Source organism: Xanthomonas sp. LMG 12459, assembly GCF_009192905.1.
GTDB classification, from domain to species: Bacteria; Pseudomonadota; Gammaproteobacteria; order Xanthomonadales; family Xanthomonadaceae; genus Xanthomonas_A; species Xanthomonas_A sontii.
On sequence record NZ_NSGT01000016.1, the window covers coordinates 14,798 to 34,986 of the forward strand.

A 20,189-nucleotide genomic window follows, 5' to 3' on the forward strand; every position below is an offset into this window, starting at 1 on the left:
CGACAACGCGCGCTAGAACCGATAGGTGCCGGTCAGCAACAGGCTGCGGCCGTCCGGCAGCGGCACGAAGGTCTCGTCGAACTCGTCGGCGTACAGTCGCCGATCGAAGACGTTGCGCATGCCCACGGTCACGCCCCAGGTCTCGGTGCGATAGGACACGTTCGCGTCCACGCTGGCCTGCCCGGGAATCTTGAAATAGCCGCCGGCGAGGCGGCGGCCGACGGTGTGATCGCGCGCCAGGATGCCGCCGGCCATGCCCCAGCCGCTCCAGCGGCTGTCCTGGAACTGGTAGCTGCTCCACAGGGTGAAGCGGGTGCGCGGCACGCCGAGGGTCGGCGTACCGTCGCGCCGGCCGATGCGGGCCAGCGCCAGGCTGCTGCTCAGTTCCAGGCCGGGGGCGAGGGCGCCGACGAAGTCGAGATCCAGCCCGTGGTTGCTCTGGCTGTCGATCGGTCTGGCGAAGTACGACGGATGCGCCAGCACCAGGTCGAAGCTGCGGTCAACGGTGATCTGGTAATAGGCGGCGCTGAGCCGCGCCCGGTGCTCGAACAGATCGATCTTCGCCCCCACCTCCACTTGCCGCGACAACGCGGGCGGCAACGGCCGGCCGTTCTTGCCGAGCACGGCGCTCGGCGCAAAGCCGTTCATGGTGCTGGCGTACAGCGACGCCTCCGGGGTCAGCTTGTAGACCACGCCGACGTTGGGCACCCAGCGGCGCCGGCGCAACTGGCGCAGTTTGCCCTTGGCGTCGTAGCTGGAAATCTCGTACGCCGAGCGGCGCAGCGCCAGCAGCACGTCCCAGCGTTCGCCCATGCTGATCTGGTCCTGCAGCAGGATGCCGCTCCGGCTCGACCACGGGCTGCCGGGGTAATGCAGAATCCCGCGCCGCGAATGCGGCCAGTGCACCGGACCCAGCCGCTCGTCGCCGAACACGTCGTAGCGGTTGCGGTGCATGCGGATGAAGTAATCGCTGCTGCCCAGCCGCGCGCGCGTGTAATCCAGGCCCAGGGTCACAGTCTGCCGCAGCGGTCCGTCGCCGAAGCTGCCGACCAGGTCGTTCTGGATGGTGTAGTACGCCGTCGTATTGCGGTACGCCTCGGCATAGGCGCGCACGGCGCCCTTCGGCGAAGGCGACAGCATGCCCCAGTTGCGCGCGTCGATCGCCTGGGTCACGTACTGGCCGCGGCTGCGCAGTTGCCAGCGGTCGCTGAGCCGCTGATCGAACAGGTAATAGGCGCGCTGGGTGCGGTAGGCGGTGTGGTCCTGTGCGTTGCCCAGCCGCAAGCTCCTGGGCGTCATCGCCGACACCCGGTTGCGCAGCAGCAGGGCATGGTCGGCGGCCGGCTGACGATCGGTCACGCGCTGCACGCCGAGCACCAGGCGGTTGTCCTCGCCCTGCCAGGCGATGGACGGCGCCAGGTAGGCGGCATTGCGCGGGCCGTAGCCTTGCGCCGTGGAATCGGCATGCTGGCCGGAGACGACGAGCCGATAGCTCAGCGGCGTGGCGCCGATCGGTCCGGTCGTATCGAGCCCGGCCTGCACGTCGCCGCGCTCGCCGAGGACGTAGCTCAGTTCGCGCTTCGGTGTGCGCAGCGGTTGCTTGGTGACGACGTTGATCAGTCCGCTCATGTCGCCGCCGTTGCTGTCGCCGAGGATCGATTCCGGGCCCTTGAGCACTTCGACCCGCTCCACGCCGATCATCGGCGGGTAGCCGCCGAGGCCGACGAAGCTGTTCGGCATCCCGTCGGTCATGCCGTTGCCGGTGTAGATGCCGCGGATCTTGAACAGCGGCGCGCGCAACGGATTTTCGATCTGCTGCACGCTGGCCACGTTGCGCAGGGCGTCGGCGACGGTACGCACCTGTTGCGAGGCCAGCAGATGCGGAGCGACCACGTTCACCGACTGCGGCACGGCGATGGAATCGGCGGCGTAACGCAGCGCGTCGCTGGCATAGGCTGGTACGTCGCCCATGGCGTGATCGGTCAGCGCCGCGGCGTCGACCTGTTCCAGCAGCTTGGCTGGCGCGCCGGCGCGGTGCGCATCTGCGGCATCCGCAGGATCGACCGGCGCCGTGGCGGCGGGGGTGACCGCCACCGTGTTCGCATCGAGCATGCGGTACGCGAGCCCACTCGATTGCAGCAGGCGCTGCAGCGCCGCGTTCGGGGTGAACATGCCTTGCAGCCCGTCGCTGCGCATCCCGGCCAGGGTCGGGCTGGCGGTCAGCACCTGCACGTTGGCCTGCTTGCCGTACGCGATCAGCGCCGTGGACAGCGCCTGCGGCGGGATCGAGAACCCGATCTGCCGTGCGTCGGGCGCGAGTGGCACGGCGAGGGCAGGGGGGCAGGGTGCGAGCTGCAATGCCAGGCTGCCGCAGATGATCAGTCGCCTCAGCCCACGCACTGCCCGTCGCCCCCCAGCGGAAGCGCGAATTATGCCACGCGCGGCGACGTCGACGCGGGGGGCGCCCGCCGCCCCTAAGCCCGGGCGGCGCGCGGTATCGCCTAACGGCGGCTCAGCACGATCTCGTCCTTGCCCTGGCGCACCCGCAGCGGGAACACCTGCGGCAAGGCCTCGATCCACTGCGCGGTCGCTTGGGTGTCGACGGTACCGGTGAAGCTCAGCCGCGCAAGCTCGGGGTCGGCCAGGCGCAGCGGCCGGTCGCTGTAGCGGTTGACCCGCGCGATCACCGTGTCCAGCGGCGTATCGACGAACTCCAGCCGGTGATCGCGCCAGGCGGTGGCCTGCGCCACGTCGATCTGGCTGACCTGCAGCGCGGGCTTGGCCGGATCGTAGGACACGCGCTGTCCGGCCACCGCTTCCAGCCCGCCGCTGCCGTCGGCCGGCACCTGGCCGGCGCCGTAGATGCGGACCCGGCCTTCGGTGACCGCGACTTCGACGCGTTCGCCGTCGCGGCTGACGTCGAAGGCGGTGCCCACGTCCAGGATCGACACGCCGCCGGCGTCGACCACGAACGGGCGCCCGGCGTGATGCGCCACGTCGAAGAAGGCCTCGCCGGCGATCAGCTCCACGTGGCGCTGCGCGGCGCTGAAGCGGGTGCTCAACTTCGATGCGCCGCCGAGCGCGATTTTCGAGCCGTCCGCCAGCACGATGTCCTGGTGGCGGCTGGTCGCGCTGCTGTAGACCTGGGTGAGCGGCGGCGGGTGCAGCTGCCGCCAGGCCAGAGCGCCGCCGAGCGCCAGCACGCCCACGCAGGCCGCGACCTGCAGCGGCCGCCAGCGCGAACGCGGCGGCGCGAACCTGCGCACCACCTCGTCCCGCGTTGCCGCATCGAGCGTCGCCAGGTCGCCGCCGAGCGCATTGATGCGTTCGAATGCCTGCAGATGCCGCGGGTCGGCCTCCGTCCAGTCCAGCCAGCGCGCCACGGTGTCCTCGTTGCTGTCGGGTTCGCGCAGCAGGGCCCACCAGCGCGCGGCGTCGTCGAGGATGTGTTGGTCGATGCCGCTGTCCATTACGGGATCTCCGCTTCGTCGAAGCGTTTGCGGCAATGCGCGAGCGCGTTGGCCACATGGTAGCGGACCATCCGTTCGCTCACGTTCATCGCCTTGGCGATCATGCCGAAGTCCTTGCCTTCGATCACGTGCAGCACGAAGGCGCGGCTGGTCTTGGCGGGAAGTTCTTGCAGCGCCCGGGTCAGCGCGCGCAGTTGCTCGCTGGCCGTGGCGTGCCGCTCGGGAACCGGCGGTAGCGGCAGGTCGTGTTCCGGCAGCTCCACTGCGGCGTTTTCGCGGACCTTGCGCATGCGCAGCCGGTCCACCGCCAGGTTCGAGGCGACATGGAACAGGTAGGCGCGCGGCGATGCCAGCGCGTCGGGACGCTCAAGCGTCACGATGCGCATGTACGCCTCCTGCGCCACGTCCTGCGCGTCCGCTATCGAGCCGAGCTTGCAGTGCAGGAACGCGAGCAGGGCGCGGTGATGTTCCTTGAACAGCGCGTCGACCTGGTGCGCAGGCGCCTGCTCCGGCGACGGCGCGCCCTCGGTGTGCTCGGCCCGGCTCACGACTGCTGATGCTCCTGGAGGGAAGCGGCCGCGGCAGTATAGCCAGGCTCACTGGCCGCCACGCGACGCAGCACCGCAAGCGGCCGGCAGCGCCGCGGCCAGCAAGCCTTCCGCATGCGTCCGCAACGCCTCGCGGCGGCGAAACGCCGCGCGGTGCTGGCTGGGTACGTCCGCCACGCTCTTGCGTGCCGGGGTCAGCGGCAGCGCGAACCAGCCATCGATGATGGGTGTACCGCCCTGCTCGATCCAGAACGCGTCGTAGTCGGACAGGAACACGTCTCGCTTGCGCTGCAGCGGATGCGCGCCATTGCAGACGGCGCGGATCGCGTGCGCGCCGAGGCGCTCGGCGAAGGTGCAGGCCAGGGACAGCATCAGTTGCTTGGGCCGCAGCCCGTGCATCTGCTTGGTCAGCGCGCGCACCACGTCGCGGGCGTCGGCACCCTTGGGGCCCTGCAGGCAACCGATCAGTACCGTCGGATGGGCGTCGTCGCCGGTCACGGTCAGCACCAGGCGATACAGTTCGCGTCCCGCCGCGTCGCTGAGCTGCAACCAGAGCTCGCCTTCGCAGCTCATCGGCGCCGGCGGCAGCAGCGACAGCGTCAGCAGGCTGCCATCGTGCAGCGGCAGCGTCCCCAGGTCCGCCTGGCCTTGTCGGTAGATGGCGTCGAACAACGCGGCCGGCAGGCGCTCGAGCATCAGGCGATAGTGCTGCCGGAGGTGACGCAGCCGCGCCTTGCTACTCCAGCGGGTGTTCACGAAACGGTGCAGGTGGCGCTCGAGCAGGCGCGGATCGCGCTCGGCGTAGCCGCGCATCCGCGGGTCGCGGCACAGTTCGTCGAGGAAACGCAGATGCGCGGCAGGCAAGCGCAGCGAACGCAGCAGGTACTTGGCCGCCTTGATCCCGCGCTGCAGGCGGTTGCCGTGCCAGTCGGTACGCCCCTGGAACGAGCCCAGGAACAGCGGCCACCACCGTGACGGTGCGGCATCGGCGCTCGGTCGGGGCGGCAGCGCAGGCCGGGCCAGGCGGGTCGGCGCCGACTCGAACGCTGCGGCGCTCGCGGAAACGTCCACCAGATCAGTGGGTTGCAGGAAGAATTCGGTGGTCGCTTCGGTCACGTTCGGCTCGCAGAGGGACGGTGCTCTCTGACAAGACGTTTCAAGGGGCGAAAATTGAAATGGGTCCGTACGCGCGGTGCTCGGCCGCGTCCGCGGCGTCCCGGCCTGGCCGGATCTGCGTCGGGCAGGCGACGGGGGGCGTGCGACGGGCGTTCCCGTTCACGCCGGTCGCGGTGACGCCGCTCTTGCACGCGAATGACAGATCAGTGGGCGATGCCGGATTCGGCGGCGCCCCGATCCGGCGCCCTCCACCTCGGCCAGTGCACAGGTTCCCGATCGGGCCAGCGAGCCGCGGTGCCCGCGGCTGCGGCGCCGCTCAGCGCCGCGCCAGCAGCACCAGCATCGCGCCGGTGCCGCCTTGCGCGGTCGGCGCCGAATGGAAGGCCAGCACGTCGTTGCGCTGGCGCAGCAGGCGGTCCACCAGGTTCTTCAGCAGCGGCACGCCGCCCGATTGCAGGCCCTTGCCGTGCACGATCCGCACGCAGCCGAACTCGTGCGCGTGCGCCTCGGCCAGGAACTGGCGCAGCAGCGTCTCGGCCTGCGCCGCAGTGGCACCGTGCAGGTCCAGTTCGTCCTGGGCCGAGAACTGGCCTTTGCGCAGGCGCTGGAACACCCGCGCCGGCAGATGCTCGCGGCGGTAGCTGGCCACGTCGCCGGCTTCCAGTGGCGTGCTCTGCCGCAGCAATTGCTGGAACTCGCCCTGCGCCTCGGCGTCGTCGCGTTCGGCCATGCGCGCGCGCGGCTTGGGGCGCGGCTTGGCATTGGCCGGCGGCGTCGCGTTGAGCGGGGCCACCTTGCCGATGGCCGCGCGGAACAGCGCGGCGGGATCTTCGTCGTCGGAATGCGCCATGCGCACAGCTTAGAGCGTGCGGCGCGGTTTGAGGTGAGCGCGGCGTTGCCGGCAGCGTCTGGCGTGTGGACCACTGCGCTGCGGTCGAACGGCGCCACGCCGCTCCAGTGCGCGGCGCGATGGCCGTCACCGCGGTCGTCGTCGCGCTGTCAGCGACCTGGCAGGGCGCATCCGGTATCATGCCCCCGGTTTTCGAGGAGCACCATGCGCGTATTAGTGAGCAACGACGACGGCGTCGACGCCCCCGGCATCCGCATGCTGGCCGAGCAGTTGCGCGGCGCCGGCCACGAGGTGACGGTGGTCGCACCCGACCGCGACCGGTCCGGCGCCAGCAATTCGCTGACCCTGGATCTGCCGATCCGGCTCAAGCGCATCGACCACTACACCTGCAGCGTCGCCGGCACGCCCACCGACTGCGTGCATCTGGCGCTCACCGGCATGCTGGAGTTCGACCCGGACATCGTGGTCTCCGGCATCAACAATTCCGCCAATCTCGGCGACGACGTGATCTATTCCGGTACCGTCTCGGCGGCGATGGAAGGCCGCTTCCTCGGCCTGCCCGCGGTGGCGGTGTCGCTGGTCAGCCACAACCACGACCCCAGGCATTTCCAGACCGCCGCACGCGCCGCGGTGGAGATCGTGGCCCAGCTCAAGGCCGATCCGCTGCCGGCCGACACCATCCTCAACGTCAACGTGCCCGACCTGCCGTGGCAGGAGATCAAGGGCTTCGAGGTCACCCGGCTCGGCAACCGCCACCGCTCCGAGCCGTGCCTGCCGCAGACCGACCCGCGCGGCGGCACCGTGTACTGGATCGGCCCGGCCGGGCGCGAGCAGGATGCCGGTCCCGGTACCGACTTCCACGCGGTACGCACCGGCTTCATCTCGATCACCCCGATCCAGGTCGATCTGACCCGCTATCAGGCATTGGAAAAGGTCGCCAGCTGGGTCGGCGGCCTGACCGCCGCGCTGGGCCGCCCGGCATGACCCCGCGGTTGCGCCTGCAGCCGGAAGCGATCGGCATCGGCATGACCTCGCAGCGCGTGCGCGACCGCCTGGTCGAGCGCCTGCGCGAGGCCGGCATCCGCGACGAGAGCGTGCTCAACGCGGTGCGCACCGTGCCGCGGCATCTGTTCATCGACGAGGCGCTGGCCTCGCGCGCCTACGAGGACACCGCGCTGCCGATCGGCCACGGCCAGACCATCTCGCAACCGTGGGTGGTGGCGCGCATGACCGAGACGGTGCTGGAAGCGGCGCCGAAGAAGGTGCTGGAAGTCGGTACCGGCTCCGGCTACCAGGCGGCCATCCTGGCCGCGCTGGGTCTGGAAGTGCACACCGTCGAGCGCATCGGCGATCTGCTGCGGCAGGCGCGCAAGCGCTTCCGCCAGCTCGGCATGAACGTGCGCAGCAAGCACGACGACGGCCGCATCGGCTGGCCGGAGCATGGCCCGTTCGACGCAATCGTGGTCACGGCGGCGGCGCCGGCGCTGGTCGATGCGCTGATCGAACAGCTGGCCCCGGGCGGCTGCCTGGTGGCGCCGGTCGGCGGCCCGTCCGCGCAATCGCTGATCCGCCTGCGCCGCGCCGCCGACGGCCAGATCGAACAAGACGTCCTGGCGCCGGTGACCTTCGTCCCGTTGCTGTCGGGCATGCTGGATTGACTTCCCGGAGCCGCACTGGATGAAGATTTTCGGGCCGTTGTACGAACGCGCCATCGGCTGGTCGCGGCATCGCCGCGCGCCGGCCCTGCTGACCGGTCTCAGTTTCGCCGAGGCCATCGTGTTCCCGGTGCCGCCGGAAGTGATGCTGGCGCCGATGTCGCTGGCGCAGCCGCGGCGCGCGCTGTGGTTCGCCACGCTGAGCCTGATCGGCTCCCTGGCTGGCGCGCTGATCGGCTACCTGCTCGGGCATTTCGCCTTTGCCGCGGTGCAGCCGCTGATCGAATGGCTCGGTTGGACGCAGAAGATCGACGCCCAGGTCAGCCATCTGCGCGAGGTCATCGCCGAGTCGCCGTGGCGCGCGTTCTGGCTGTTGGTGCTGGCCGGTTTCACCCCGATCCCGCTGAAGATATTCACCTGGGCCTCAGGCATCGTCGGGGTGCCGCTGCTACCGTTCCTGGCGAGCATGCTGGTGGGGCGCGGCAAACGCGTGTACCTGGTGGCCGGGGCGATCCGCCTCGGCGGGCCGCGTGCGGAAGCCGCGTTGCGCCGCTGGATCGAGCCGCTCGGCTGGGTCGCCTCGGCGATCCTGGCGCTGCTGGTGGTGTGGGTCATATGGAGAGCGAAGGTCGGATGAGCGTGGATCGGGTGGTGCGGAACGGCCTGCGTTGCGGCCTGGGGGTGCTGGTGGCGGTGGCGCTCGGCGCCTGCAGCAGTGCCACGGTGGTGCGCACGCCGGGCGGCGCGCCGGTGCGCGGCACCGCTGCTGCCTCGGCGCCTCGCGTGTCCGTGCCCAAGCCCGGAGTCAGCGCCACCGTTCGGCGCGGCGACACGCTGTATGCGATCGCCCGCGCCAACAACATCACCCCGCAGGACCTGGCCGGCTGGAACGGCCTGCAGCCGCCGTACACCATCTATCCGGGGCAGTCGCTGAAGCTGTATCCGCCGGGTGGGGCAGTCGCCGCGCGGCCCGGTAGCGGCCCGGTGACGCCGCCGGCCTCCGGTGCCGGCGCCGCCGCGCGGCCGCCGTCCGTTCCGGCGCCGGCGCCGGTCAGCAGCGGTTTCCCCTGGCGCTGGCCGGCCGATGGCGTGGTGGTCAGCCGCTTCGTCGGCGGCGAGGCGACCAAGCAGGGCATCGACATCGGCGGCAGCAACGGCGAGGCCGTGCGCGCCGCGGCGGACGGCGTGGTGGTCTACTCCGGCGCCGGCCTGGTCGGCTACGGCGAACTGATCATCGTCAAGCACAACGAACAGTGGCTGTCGGCCTACGGCCACAACCGCAAGCGCCTGGTCAACGAAGGCCAGAACGTCAAGGCCGGCCAGCAGATCGCCGAAATGGGCCACAGCGGCGCGGCGCGCGACATGCTGCACTTCGAGATTCGCTACAACGGCAAGCCGGTCGACCCACTGCTGTATCTGCCGCCGAAGTAACCGGTTGCGTCCTTACGCGGGCGGATCCCCGGCCCGGCGTAACGCGCCGGGCGTTCGCCAACGGCGCGGCCAGTGGGCCGCAAGCGCCGCCGGCTCATACGGGGGGCCACCGTGCATGCATTCTTTTGTGGGAGGGGCTTCAGCCCCGACGCGCTGTGCTCGCATCGCGCGGCAGACGCCGCGCGGCGATCTGCAAGAGACGAAAGAAACGACAGGCGTCCTCTCTGCCTCGATCGCATGTTGTCCGCGGCGCGGCCAGGCCGTGGTTGAGGCCGCTCAGGTCAACGATCAGGAGGTCGCAGTGCCCGGCCCGCGACGCCTGGCTCAGCCTTCGAGCAGGAACCCCACCGCCACGCGCCGGCCTTCGGCGGCCAGCACGTTGTAGGTGCGCGCCGCAGCGGCATTGTTCATCACCTCGATGCCGATGCCGCGGGTCAGGAACAGCGCCATCACCGCCGCGGCGGGAAACACCTGGCGTTCGCCGGTGCCGAGGATCACCAGGGCCGGGTTGAGCTCCAGCAATGGCTGCAGATGCTGCGGCTGCAGATCGCCGGCCGGCGGGGCCTGCCAGTCCTCGACCAGGGTGTCCGGCGCGAGGACAAAGCTGCGGGTCAACAGCCGGTCGTTCACCTTGGCCTGGCGGCCGTCGGCCATGCGCAGGGCATAGGCGTAGTCGGGCAGGTCCTGGGTCAGTTGCATGGGGTCACCGAGGGCGCGCTCAGGCGCGCGGCAGCACGATCTGCCGGTCTTCCTTGGCCGGGCGATACAGGATCGCGGTATGGCCGATGCGCTGCACCAGCACGCTGTGCGACTGCTCCACCAGGCTGCCGATGGCGGCGTCGCGGGCCTCGCGGTCGTCGCCGCCGACCTTCACCTTGACCAGTTCGTGGCGCTCCAGCACCTCGTCCAGTTCGGCCAGGAAGGCCGGGGTGACGCCCTTGCTGCCGATCTGCAGCAGGGGTTTGAGGTCGTGGGCCAGGCCGCGCAGGAAGCGGTTCTGGGCCGAGGTCAGGCTGATCGACATGCAGGTGGGAGCAGGGTTGGCAAGGGCGATCAGGGTATCATGGCCGCCCCTCCCGACCGTGCGTCCATGGCCACCCGCAGCAAAAGCAGCCAACGCTGGCTCCGCGAACATTTCGCCGACCCCTTCGTGAAGAAGGCCCAGGCCGAAGGCATGCGCTCGCGCGCGGCTTACAAGCTCGAGGAACTGCTGCAGCGCGACAGGCTGCTCAAGCCGGACATGGTGGTGGTCGATCTCGGCGCCGCGCCGGGCGGCTGGTCGCAGCAGGTGCGCAAGTCGATGGGCGACCGCGGTCGCGTGCTGGCCCTGGACATTCTGGAGATGCCGCCGCTGGCCGGCGTGGAGTTCCTTCACGGTGACTTCAGGGAGGACGCGGTGCTATCGCAATTCGAGGCCATGCTGGGCGATACCCCGGTGGACCTTGTGCTGTCGGATATGGCCCCCAATAAGAGCGGAATGGATGCGGTCGACCAGCCGCGGATGATGCATCTGGCGGAATTGGCGATGGCGTTCGCCGACAGCCACCTGAAGCCGAACGGCGCGTTCCTGATCAAGCTGTTCCAGGGCGTGGGGTTCGACGACTACATCCGCGACATGCGCCGCCGCTATGAGAAGGTGACCATCCGCAAGCCGGCCGCGTCGCGCAAGCGCTCGCCGGAGGTCTACGCCCTCGGACAGGGCAAGCGCGCCCAGATCAAGTAAGCTGAACGCAAGGCTGAATCCGCAATGCCACGCATCGAGACAGAGTTGAAGGGACACCGGAGCCAATGAGGATGAACGACTTGACCAAGAATCTGCTGTTGTGGGTAGTCGTTGCCGTCGTGCTGATGGTGGTGTTCCAGAGCTTCTCGCCGCGGCTCGCCGGCGGCGCGGGCACCGACAACGTGACCTACTCCCAGTTCCTGAAGGACGTGGACGCCGGGCGGGTGAAGTCGGTCGATTTCACCGATGCCACCAACCTGTCGGTCAACGCGATCCGCTTCAAGCGCGCCGACGGCAGCGAAGGCTCGGTGTACGGCCCGAGCGACGGCAAGCTGATCGACGTGCTGTACAGCAAGAACGTGGACATCACCCGGCAGAAGCCCGACAACGGTCCGGGCTTCTGGTCGCTGGTGCTGAACTTCCTGCCGGTCATCCTGATCATCGGCTTCTGGCTGTTCATCATGCGCCAGATGCAGGGTGGCGGCGGTGGCGCCAAGGGCGCGATGTCCTTCGGCAAGTCGCGCGCCAAGCTGCAGGGCGAGGACCAGATCAAGATCACCTTCGCCGACGTCGCCGGCTGCGACGAGGCCAAGGAAGAGGTCGGCGAACTGGTCGACTTCCTGCGCGATCCGACCAAGTTCACCAAGCTCGGCGGCAAGATCCCGCGCGGCGTGCTGATGGTCGGACCGCCGGGCACCGGCAAGACCCTGCTGGCCAAGGCCATCGCCGGCGAGGCCAAGGTGCCGTTCTTCAGCATCTCCGGTTCGGACTTCGTGGAAATGTTCGTCGGCGTCGGCGCCAGCCGCGTGCGCGACATGTTCGAGCAGGCCAAGAAGCATGCGCCGTGCATCATCTTCATCGACGAAATCGATGCGGTCGGCCGCCATCGCGGCGCCGGCCTGGGCGGCGGTCACGACGAGCGCGAGCAGACCCTCAACCAGTTGCTGGTGGAGATGGACGGCTTCGAGGGCGGCGAGGGCGTGATCGTGATCGCCGCGACCAACCGTCCGGACGTGCTGGATCCGGCGCTGCTGCGCCCGGGCCGCTTCGATCGCCAGGTGGTGGTGGGCCTGCCGGACGTGCGCGGCCGCGAGCAGATCCTCAAGGTGCACATGCGCAAGCTGCCGCTGGCCGACGACATCGAGCCGATGGTGATCGCGCGCGGCACGCCGGGCTTCTCCGGCGCCGACCTGGCCAATCTGTGCAACGAGGCCGCCCTGTTCGCCGCGCGCGAGTCGGTCAAGGAAGTGCGCATGGACCACTTCGACCGTGCCCGCGACAAGATCCTGATGGGTGCCGAGCGTCGTTCGATGGCCATGAGCGAGGACGAGAAGACGCTCACCGCCTACCACGAGGCCGGCCACGCCATCGTCGGCCGCCTGGTGCCCGAGCACGACCCGGTCTACAAGGTCACGATCATCCCGCGCGGCCGCGCGCTGGGCGTGACCATGTATCTGCCGGAAGGCGACAAGTACTCGATGAACCGTGTGGCGATCGAGTCGCAGTTGTGCTCGCTGTACGGCGGCCGCGTGGCGGAGGAACTGATCTTCGGTACCGACAAGGTCACCACCGGCGCGTCCAACGACATCGAGCGCGCGACCAAGATGGCGCGCAACATGGTGACCAAGTGGGGCCTGTCCGACGAGCTGGGGCCGATCGCCTACGGCGAGGAGGACGACGAAGTGTTCCTGGGCCGTTCGGTGACCCAGCACAAGAGCGTCTCCGACGACACCGCGCGGCGCATCGACGAAGTGGTGCGGTCGATCCTCGACAAGGCGTATGCGAAGACCACGCAGATCCTCACCGAGAATCTGGACAAGCTGCACACCATGTCGCAGCTGCTGCTGCAGTACGAGACCATCGACGCGCCGCAGATCGAGGCGATCATGGAAGGCCGCGATCCGCCGCCGCCGATGGGCTGGAACAAGTCCGGCAAGGACGGCGGCAACAACGACAAGGGCAATTCGCGTCCGCTGCCGCCGATCGCCGGGCCTGCCGAGCAGATGTAAGCGCAGGAGCGCCCTTCAAGCGCCGAAAAGCCAGGGAGCGATCCCTGGCTTTTTTGTTGGCGGCGATGCGGGGTCGGTCGCATCGGCTTACGCCGACTCGCCGCCTGGGTGCGCGTGGGCGACAATGGCACTGCGCTGGCCGCAGGTTGCCGCGTCGATGCGGTGTGCGGCGGAAACGTCGCGCACGCCGCTGCCGCCATGCGGGTGTCGCGGATGCCGCATGGCGCTGCGCAGCGCCATTCCGCCGCCCGCCACGGCCACTACCAGGAGACTCACCGATGTTCGACACCTCGCCCAGCCTGCAGTGCGGCGCCCACCGGCTGCTGCTCGATCGCCCGCGGGTGATGGGCATCGTCAATGTCACCCCGGATTCGTTCTCCGACGGGGGCGCCCACGCCAGCGTGGACGCGGCGGTGGCGCACGGCCTGCGCCTGGCCGGAGAGGGCGCCGACGTGCTGGACATCGGCGGCGAGTCGACCCGTCCGGGCGCGACGCCGGTGCCGGTGGAAGAAGAACTGCGGCGGGTGATTCCGGTGATCGAGCGGCTGGCCGCGCAGACCGCGCTGCCGTTGAGCGTGGACACCTTCAAGCCGGAGGTGATGCGCGCCGCGGTCGCGGCGGGCGCCGGCATGATCAACGACGTGCAGGCCCTGCGCCAGCCCGGCGCGCTGGACGCTGCCGCGGAACTGGGGGTGCCGGTGGTGCTGATGCACATGCCCGCCGACGCCTATGCCGCCGGCAGCGCGCCCGGCTACGACGACGTGGTCGGCGAGGTGCACCGGTTCCTGGCCGAGCGCATCTTCGCCGCGGAGATGGCCGGCATCGACAAGCGACGCATCCTGGTCGACCCGGGCTTTGGCTTCGGCAAGAGCACCGCCGACAACCTGCAGTTGCTGGCCCAGTTGGCGCGGCTGGTCGAGCTGGGCGTGCCGGTGCTGGCCGGCTTGTCGCGCAAGCGCAGCATCGGCGAGCTGACCGGGCGCGAGGCGCCGGAGCAGCGGGTGTCCGGCTCGGTCGCCGCGCATCTGCTGGCTGCACAGCGCGGTGCCGCGCTGCTGCGTGTGCACGACGTCGCTGCCACCGTCGACGCGCTGAAGGTCTGGCAGGCGCTGCAGGCCGTGCCGTTGCCGCGCGCCGCCACAGCGTCGGCCGCGGCGACGATCCGCTGGCCGGACGAGGACTGATGGCGGCCGACCGGCGCCCGCGCGCAATCGCGCTGATGGGCCCGACCGCCTCGGGCAAGACCGCCGCGGCGATCGCCCTGGCCGAACACTGCGGCGGCGAAATCGTCAGCGTCGATTCGGCGCTGGTCTACCGTGGCCTGGACATCGGCGCGGCCAAGCCCGATGCGGCCGAGCGCGCGCGGGTGCCGCATCATCTGTTGGACCTGCGCGATCCCTGGCAGACGTATTCGGCGGCCGAATTCGCCGCCGACGCGCGCGCCGCGCTGGAGGCGATCGTGGCCCGTGGCCGCCTGCCGATCCTGGCCGGCGGCACCGGCCTGTACTTCCAGGCGCTGCTGGAAGGGTTGGCGCCGATGCCGGCGGCCGACCCGCAACTGCGCGCGGCGCTGACCGCGCAGGCGCATGCCCAGGGTTGGGCGGCATTGCACGCGGAACTGCAGCGGATCGATCCGTTGGCCGCGCAGCGCATCCGCCCCGGCGACGCGCAGCGCATCCAGCGTGCGCTGGAGGTGTACCGGCTCAGCGGCCGGCCGATCAGTGCCTGGCAGGCGGATCCGGGTCCGCCGCGGCTGCCGCTGCGGGTGCTGAAGCTGGTACTGGCGCCGACCGAGCGCAGCGTGCTGTACGGGCGCATCGAGGCCCGCTTCGACGCGATGCTGGGGCAGGGCTTCCTCGACGAAGTGCGCGCCTTGCGTGCGCTGCCCGGGATGCAGGCGGTGGCGCAGCCGCTGGCGCTGCCGGCGGTGCGCGCGGTCGGCTACCGCCAGGCCTGGGAGTACCTGGACGGCGTCGGCGATGCGGCGGACTTCCGCGTCCGCGCCATCGCCGCCACCCGGCAGTTGGCCAAGCGCCAGCTCACCTGGCTGCGCGGCGAGCAGGATGCCCGCTGGTTCGACCCGGCGCGCGACGCCGGGCGCCTGCAGGCGGCCCTGGACGCCTTCCTCGGCTGATCGGGCGCGCCGCCGCGCTGTGCTGGCGCCCGCGGTTGTGTAACATCGACGTTCCGGACCACGGCAGGGGAGCTGCAGTGCCGTCCCGGACAATAAAAACAATAATTTGGGAGTGAAGCATGTCCAAGGGGCAATCCTTGCAGGATCCTTTCCTCAACGCGTTGCGTCGCGAACGGGTCCCTGTCTCGGTGTATCTGGTCAACGGCATCAAGCTGCAGGGCACGATCGAGTCGTTCGATCAGTTCGTGGTCCTGCTGCGCAATACCGTCAGCCAGATGGTCTACAAACACGCCATTTCCACCGTGGTGCCGGCGCGCAACGTGCGCGTGGGACCGGGCGGCGGCTATGTGCAGCAGAACGAAGGTGGCAGTGCGGGTGATGATGAAGTCGAGTAGTACCGTAACGAAGTGCGGAGCCGCGGGTGTTTGATCGGTCCCGCCGCGGCGAACATGCACTGCTGATCCAGCCCTACGCGGGCGGTCCGTTGGAAGACGATGTGCTGGAGGAGTTCGCCGACCTGGCGCGCTCGGCCGGTGCCAGCATCGCCGCCACCGTGACTGCGCGCATCGACAAGCCGAGTCCGGCGACGCTGATCGGCAGCGGCAAGCTGGAAGAGGTCAAGGCCGCCGCCGACGCCAGCGGTGCCGACCTGGTTCTGGTCAACCACGCGCTCAGCCCCGGCCAGGAGCGCAACCTGGAGAAATACCTGGAGCGGCGCGTGATCGACCGCACCGGGCTGATCCTGGACATCTTCGCCCAGCGCGCGCGCAGCCACGAAGGCAAGCTGCAGGTCGAACTGGCCCAGTTGCGGCACATGGCCACCCGGCTGGTGCGCGGCTGGACCCACCTGGAGCGCCAGCGCGGCGGTTCGATCGGCCTGCGCGGCCCCGGCGAAACCCAGCTGGAAACCGATCGCCGCCTGCTGCAGAAGCGGGTGGAGCAGTTGCAGAAGCGGCTGGAGAAGGTCGAGGTGCAGCACACCCAGATGCGCCGTGCGCGGGTGCGCAGCGAGCTGCCGCGGATCGCGGTGGTGGGCTACACCAACGCCGGCAAGTCGACCCTGTTCAACGCGCTGACCGGCGCCGAAGCCTACGCCGCCGACCAGTTGTTCGCGACCCTGGACCCGACCGTGCGGCGCATCGCGCTGCCCGGCGGCAACGCGATGCTGGCCGATACCGTCGGCTTCGTGCGCAACCTGCCGCATGAGCTGGTGGCGGCGTTCCGCTCGACCCTGTCCGAGGCGCGCGAGGCCGATCTGCTGCTGCACGTGGTCGACGCCGCCGATCCGCTGCGCGAGGAGCGCATCGCCCAGGTCGACGAGGTGCTGCACGCGGTCGGCGCCGGCGAACTGCCGCAGTTGCTGGTGTTCAACAAGATCGACCGCATCGAGGGCGCCGAAGTGCGTCACGATGCGCAGGACGGCGTGCCGGACACCGCGCGGCGCGAGCGGGTGTGGATCTCCGCGCGCGACGGGCGCGGCCTGGACCTGCTGCAGCACGTGCTCGGCCAGCGCCTGGGCCTGCGCCACGTGCAGGGCAGCCTGCGCCTGCCGCCGAGCGCCGGACGCCTGCGCTCGCAATTGCACCAGTTGCAGGTGATCCTCAGCGAGCAGGCCGACGAGGACGGCTGGCTGCTGCAGGTGGACATCCCGATCACCGAGGCCGAGCGCCTGGCCGCCGCGGCCGACGGCGCGCCGATCCGCGCGCTGCTGCCGCCGCGCGAGCAGGAGGAGTGGCAGCAGCGCTGAGTGCCGCGTCGACGCCGGCGTCGGCACGCTCGACGCCGATGGGCGGGCCGGCGTGGTCGCGGCCCATGCGCCGCGTTGGCTGACGGCCGGCCATCCGCCGGCACGCGCAGGCGCGACAGCCACGGCGAATTGGGCTACAAAGCGCACTGGTTTCCCGAGCTGTGCCATGACGCTTCCCGCCGATTCGGATCTGCTGCAACAGGCCACCGCGCTCAGCGATCGCTTGCGCACCGCGCGCGAGCGCCTGGTCACCGCCGAAAGCTGCAGCGGCGGCTGGATCGCCAAGGTGATGACCGACGTCGCCGGGTCTTCGGCCTGGTTCGACTGCGGCATCGTCGCCTACAGCTACGAGGCCAAGCAGGCCTTGCTGGGCGTGCGTCCGCAGACGCTGGAGCATCATGGCGCGGTCAGCCGGGAGACGGTGATCGAGATGGTGTCCGGGGCGCTGGTCAATTCCGGCGCCAGCGTCGCGGTCGCGGTGACCGGCATCGCCGGTCCGGGCGGCGGCTCGGCGGACAAGCCGGTCGGCAGCGTCTGGCTGGGCTGGAAGCGTCGCGGCGGCTACGCCAGCGCGCAGTTGTTCCATTTCCCGGGCGACCGTGACGCGGTGCGCCGGCAGACCGTGGCGGCGGCCCTGCGCGGCCTGGACGCGTTGCTGTGATCGTGGCCGCGCGCCTTCCCCGAGGATGAGCGCAATGTGGGAGGCGTTGAGCACCGTCCGCGACCTGGGACGCCTGCAGGAAATCGCCTCGGTGCTGATCCGCTACGGGTTCGGCGACGTGGTCCGGCGCATCGGCATGGCCGACGTGCTGGAGCGCGCCGGGCGCCTGCTGCACTGGCACAACGCCGAGGAGATGCTGCGCATGTCGGCCCCGCAGCGGGTGCGGCGCGCCCTGCAGGATCTCGGCCCGACCTTCGTCAAGCTGGGCCAGGTGCTGGCCACGCGCGTGGACCTGCTGCCGCCGGAGTGGATCGACGAACTGGGCGAACTGCAGAACGCCGCGCCGGCGCTGGACTATCCGCAGATCCTGCCGCAGCTGATCGAGGCGCTCGGCGAAGAGCCGACGGCGATCTTCGCCGAGGTCGAGGAAACCCCGCTGGCCGCCGCTTCGCTGGCGCAGACCCATCGCGCCCGGCTGCACGACGGCACCGCCGTGGTGATCAAGGTGCGCCGCCCCGGCATCCGCGAGGTGATCGAGGCCGACCTGCGATTGCTGGCGCGGCTGGCGGAGATCGTCGAAGCGCGCGCGCCGGACCTGAAGCGCTATCACCCGGCCGCGGTGGTGCACCAGTTCACCCTGTCGCTGCGCCGCGAGCTGGATTTCGCCGGCGAATGCCGCAATGCCGAGCGCATCGCCGCCAACTTCCAGGGACACGACGAGATCGTGATCCCGCGGGTGCACTGGCAGTGGACCTGCGAGACCTTGAACGTGCAGGACTTCGTCGACGGCATCGGCGGCCGCGACCTGGCCGCGGTCGACGCCGCCGGCCTGGACCGTCGCCAATTGGCGCGTACCGGGGCCGACATCGTGCTGAAGATGGTGCTGGAGGACGGCTGTTTCCACGCCGATCCGCATCCGGGCAACATCTTCTACCTGCCCGGTGAGCGCATCGCGGTGATCGACTTCGGCATGGTCGGGCGCATTTCCGAGCAGCGCCGTTACCAGGTGGTGCAATTGCTGCACGGGTTGGTCACTCAGGACGCCGAGGCGGTCGCCGACATCCTGCTGGAGTGGACCGACGGCGAGGTCGAGGTCGACGAGGCGCGCCTGCACCTGGAGATCGCCGCCTTCGTCGACCAGTACCGCGGCGTGCCGCTGAAGGACCTGCGGGTCGGCGCGATGCTCGGCGACGTCACCGCGCTGCTGCGCCAGCACGCGCTGGCCTTGCCGGCCGACCTGGCGCTGATGATCAAGACCTTCCTGACCCTGGAAGGGGTCGGGCGCCAGCTCGATCCGGATTTCGACATGGCCGGCGCCGCCGCGCCGTACCTGGAGCGGGTGATGCTGCAGCGGTTCGCGCCGCGGGCGATGGCCAGGCGCGGCCGCCGCACCGTGCTGGGCGCGCTGGAACTGCTCGGCGACCTGCCGCGCGACACGCGCCGGCTGCTGCAGGCGGCGCGGCGCGGGCGCCTGCAGTTGAACGTGGAGACCGGCTCGCTGAAGGGCTTCGGCGACCAGGTCAACCGCGCCGCCAACCGCCTGACCATGGGCATCGTCACCGCCGCGCTGATCATCGGCTCGTCGATCGTGATGAACAGCGTCGGCGGCATCTCCAGCCGCTGGCTGCTGGCGATCGGCGTCTGCGGCTTCGTCGGCGCGGCACTGTCGGGGGTGTGGATCCTGTTCTCGATCTGGCGCAGCGGGCGCTGAGCGCGGCGCATGCTCTCGAGCACGGTTCGCCGGAAGCTGAGGCGGCTGGTCCGCAGGCATCGCCCCGCTTCACAGGAGTGTCGGCACGCACGCGATCCCTTGTGGGAGGGGCTTCCGCCCCGACGCGATGCGCTCGGATCCCCCGGTACACATCGCACTGACGCTATGCGGGGTCCCAAAAGGCCGCCAGGATCAGAAGCCGTGCGCCTGCCGACGACGGCATTGCGGGCGGTCGCGCGGAGCATCCATCACTGGCGGCAGCGAAGCGCGCCGGCACTCCAGGTCCACACGCCAGTTGCTCGCCAGCTGATTTAGTAGTATTACTACTAACCATGGACCTGACCGAAACCCAGCAGGCGATCCTCGACCTGATCGCCGAGCGCATCGAACACGACGGCGTGCCGCCGTCGCAGACCGAGATAGCCCGTGCCTTCGGCTTCAAAGGCGTGCGCGCGGCCCAGTACCACCTGGAAGCGCTCGAACAGGCCGGCGCGATCCGCCGGGTGCCCGGGCAGGCGCGCGGCATCCGCCTGCTGGGTGGGGCAGCCGCCCCGGCCCCCGCGCCGCAGGTGGACAGCGCCGACGTGCTGCGCCTGCCAGTACTCGGACGTGTCGCCGCCGGCCTGCCGATCGGCGCGGACATCGGCTCCGACGACTTCGTGGTGCTGGATCGGGTGTTCTTTTCGCCGGCACCCGATTACCTGCTGAAGGTGCAGGGCGACTCCATGCGCGACGAGGGCATCTTCGACGGCGACCTGATCGGCGTGCACCGCACCCGCGATGCCCGCTCCGGGCAGATCGTGGTGGCGCGCATCGACGAGGAGATCACGGTCAAGCTGCTCAAGATCGGCAAGGACCGCATCCGCCTGCTCCCGCGCAACCCGGACTACGCACCGATCGAGGTGCTGCCGGACCAGGAGTTCGCCATCGAAGGCCTGTACTGCGGCCTGCTGCGCCCCAACCGCTGATGCCGCGCGTGGAGCAGGGCATCCACTACAGCGCCGGCCGGACTTTTCCGACCCCGGATATCGCCATTCGCCGCTGCCGTCGTCCGGTCCGGACGAATTATTTTCATCTCGCCACGCACTGTCTCAGTCCGTGCGATACCAGGCCCTTACATTGACCTCACTCCGC

Annotated in this window: 20 protein-coding genes; 13 read left to right on the plus strand and 7 right to left on the minus strand. The window is 70.1% G+C overall.

Annotated features, from left to right (window positions below; all coding sequences use genetic code 11):
* Positions 1 to 12 precede the first annotated feature (12 nt).
* From CEK65_RS03640 to CEK65_RS03660, 5 genes are all read right to left on the minus strand, one after another.
* A complete protein-coding gene (locus CEK65_RS03640) occupies positions 13 to 2,325 on the minus strand; it encodes a TonB-dependent receptor (protein ID WP_152180801.1) in 2,313 nt (770 codons plus the stop codon).
* 176 nt (positions 2,326 to 2,501) lie between these two features.
* Positions 2,502 to 3,470 carry a FecR domain-containing protein gene (locus CEK65_RS03645; protein ID WP_152180802.1) on the minus strand — a complete coding sequence of 323 codons (969 nt, stop codon included), beginning with the start codon at positions 3,468 to 3,470 and terminating at the stop codon, positions 2,502 to 2,504.
* Positions 3,470 to 4,018 carry an RNA polymerase sigma factor gene (locus CEK65_RS03650; protein ID WP_152180803.1) on the minus strand — a complete coding sequence of 183 codons (549 nt, stop codon included), beginning with the start codon at positions 4,016 to 4,018 and terminating at the stop codon, positions 3,470 to 3,472. Before CEK65_RS03650 ends, CEK65_RS03645 begins: the two co-directional genes overlap by 1 nt.
* 48 nt (positions 4,019 to 4,066) lie before the next feature.
* Entirely contained in the window at positions 4,067 to 5,134 is a 1,068-nt protein-coding gene (locus CEK65_RS03655) for a DUF535 family protein (RefSeq protein ID WP_152180804.1), read from the minus strand.
* 316 nt (positions 5,135 to 5,450) lie between these two features.
* Positions 5,451 to 5,984, minus strand: coding sequence for a Smr/MutS family protein (locus tag CEK65_RS03660; RefSeq protein ID WP_017911056.1), 534 nt, complete (start codon positions 5,982 to 5,984; stop codon positions 5,451 to 5,453).
* A 204-nt stretch (positions 5,985 to 6,188) separates the two neighbouring features.
* Between CEK65_RS03660 and surE the strand changes: the two genes are divergently transcribed.
* The 4 genes from surE to CEK65_RS03680 are packed head-to-tail and all read left to right on the plus strand — an operon-like array spanning position 6,189 to position 9,070.
* Entirely contained in the window at positions 6,189 to 6,968 is a 780-nt protein-coding gene (gene surE / locus CEK65_RS03665) for a 5'/3'-nucleotidase SurE (protein ID WP_043091456.1), read from the plus strand.
* Positions 6,965 to 7,642: a protein-L-isoaspartate(D-aspartate) O-methyltransferase gene (locus CEK65_RS03670; RefSeq protein ID WP_026143980.1), complete on the plus strand. Its 678-nt coding sequence runs from the start codon at positions 6,965 to 6,967 to the stop codon at positions 7,640 to 7,642. The genes surE and CEK65_RS03670 overlap by 4 nt, the downstream gene beginning before the upstream one ends.
* 19 nt (positions 7,643 to 7,661) lie before the next feature.
* Entirely contained in the window at positions 7,662 to 8,276 is a 615-nt protein-coding gene (locus tag CEK65_RS03675) for a YqaA family protein (protein ID WP_152180805.1), read from the plus strand.
* Entirely contained in the window at positions 8,273 to 9,070 is a 798-nt protein-coding gene (locus CEK65_RS03680) for a peptidoglycan DD-metalloendopeptidase family protein (protein WP_152180806.1), read from the plus strand. The genes CEK65_RS03675 and CEK65_RS03680 overlap by 4 nt, the downstream gene beginning before the upstream one ends.
* A 324-nt stretch (positions 9,071 to 9,394) precedes the next feature.
* Here CEK65_RS03680 and CEK65_RS03685 read toward each other — a convergent pair whose 3' ends face one another.
* Both CEK65_RS03685 and yhbY read right to left on the minus strand, forming a co-directional pair.
* Positions 9,395 to 9,769 (minus strand): Mth938-like domain-containing protein, encoded by a 375-nt coding sequence (locus CEK65_RS03685; RefSeq protein ID WP_017910617.1) that lies wholly within the window; start codon positions 9,767 to 9,769, stop codon positions 9,395 to 9,397.
* Positions 9,770 to 9,788: 19 nt separating this feature from the next.
* Complete coding sequence (yhbY, locus tag CEK65_RS03690; protein ID WP_010341321.1) at positions 9,789 to 10,094, minus strand: ribosome assembly RNA-binding protein YhbY; 306 nt, start codon at positions 10,092 to 10,094, stop codon at positions 9,789 to 9,791.
* Between the two features lie 66 nt (positions 10,095 to 10,160).
* On the opposite strand from yhbY, the gene rlmE reads away from it, so the two are divergent.
* From rlmE to lexA, 9 genes are all read left to right on the plus strand, one after another.
* Complete coding sequence (gene rlmE, locus CEK65_RS03695) at positions 10,161 to 10,793, plus strand: 23S rRNA (uridine(2552)-2'-O)-methyltransferase RlmE (RefSeq protein WP_017910618.1); 633 nt, start codon at positions 10,161 to 10,163, stop codon at positions 10,791 to 10,793.
* A gap of 71 nt (positions 10,794 to 10,864) precedes the next feature.
* Complete coding sequence (gene ftsH / locus CEK65_RS03700; RefSeq protein ID WP_193314682.1) at positions 10,865 to 12,802, plus strand: ATP-dependent zinc metalloprotease FtsH; 1,938 nt, start codon at positions 10,865 to 10,867, stop codon at positions 12,800 to 12,802.
* Positions 12,803 to 13,080: 278 nt separating this feature from the next.
* Positions 13,081 to 13,986 (plus strand): dihydropteroate synthase, encoded by a 906-nt coding sequence (gene folP, locus CEK65_RS03705; protein ID WP_152180808.1) that lies wholly within the window; start codon positions 13,081 to 13,083, stop codon positions 13,984 to 13,986.
* Positions 13,986 to 14,936 carry a tRNA (adenosine(37)-N6)-dimethylallyltransferase MiaA gene (miaA, locus tag CEK65_RS03710; RefSeq protein WP_152180809.1) on the plus strand — a complete coding sequence of 317 codons (951 nt, stop codon included), beginning with the start codon at positions 13,986 to 13,988 and terminating at the stop codon, positions 14,934 to 14,936. The genes folP and miaA overlap by 1 nt, the downstream gene beginning before the upstream one ends.
* A gap of 119 nt (positions 14,937 to 15,055) precedes the next feature.
* On the plus strand, positions 15,056 to 15,331 hold the full coding sequence (hfq, locus tag CEK65_RS03715) for an RNA chaperone Hfq (RefSeq protein ID WP_010341316.1): 276 nt from the start codon (positions 15,056 to 15,058) through the stop codon (positions 15,329 to 15,331).
* Between the two features lie 26 nt (positions 15,332 to 15,357).
* A complete protein-coding gene (gene hflX / locus CEK65_RS03720; protein WP_152180810.1) occupies positions 15,358 to 16,683 on the plus strand; it encodes a ribosome rescue GTPase HflX in 1,326 nt (441 codons plus the stop codon).
* A gap of 166 nt (positions 16,684 to 16,849) precedes the next feature.
* The gene (locus CEK65_RS03725; protein ID WP_152180811.1) at positions 16,850 to 17,344 is read left to right on the plus strand and encodes a CinA family protein; all 495 of its coding nucleotides are present in this window, start codon (positions 16,850 to 16,852) and stop codon (positions 17,342 to 17,344) included.
* Between the two features lie 34 nt (positions 17,345 to 17,378).
* Entirely contained in the window at positions 17,379 to 19,055 is a 1,677-nt protein-coding gene (ubiB, locus tag CEK65_RS03730) for a 2-polyprenylphenol 6-hydroxylase (protein WP_152180812.1), read from the plus strand.
* 332 nt (positions 19,056 to 19,387) lie between these two features.
* Positions 19,388 to 20,023 (plus strand): transcriptional repressor LexA, encoded by a 636-nt coding sequence (gene lexA / locus CEK65_RS03735; RefSeq protein WP_017910626.1) that lies wholly within the window; start codon positions 19,388 to 19,390, stop codon positions 20,021 to 20,023.
* Positions 20,024 to 20,189: the final 166 nt, after the last annotated feature.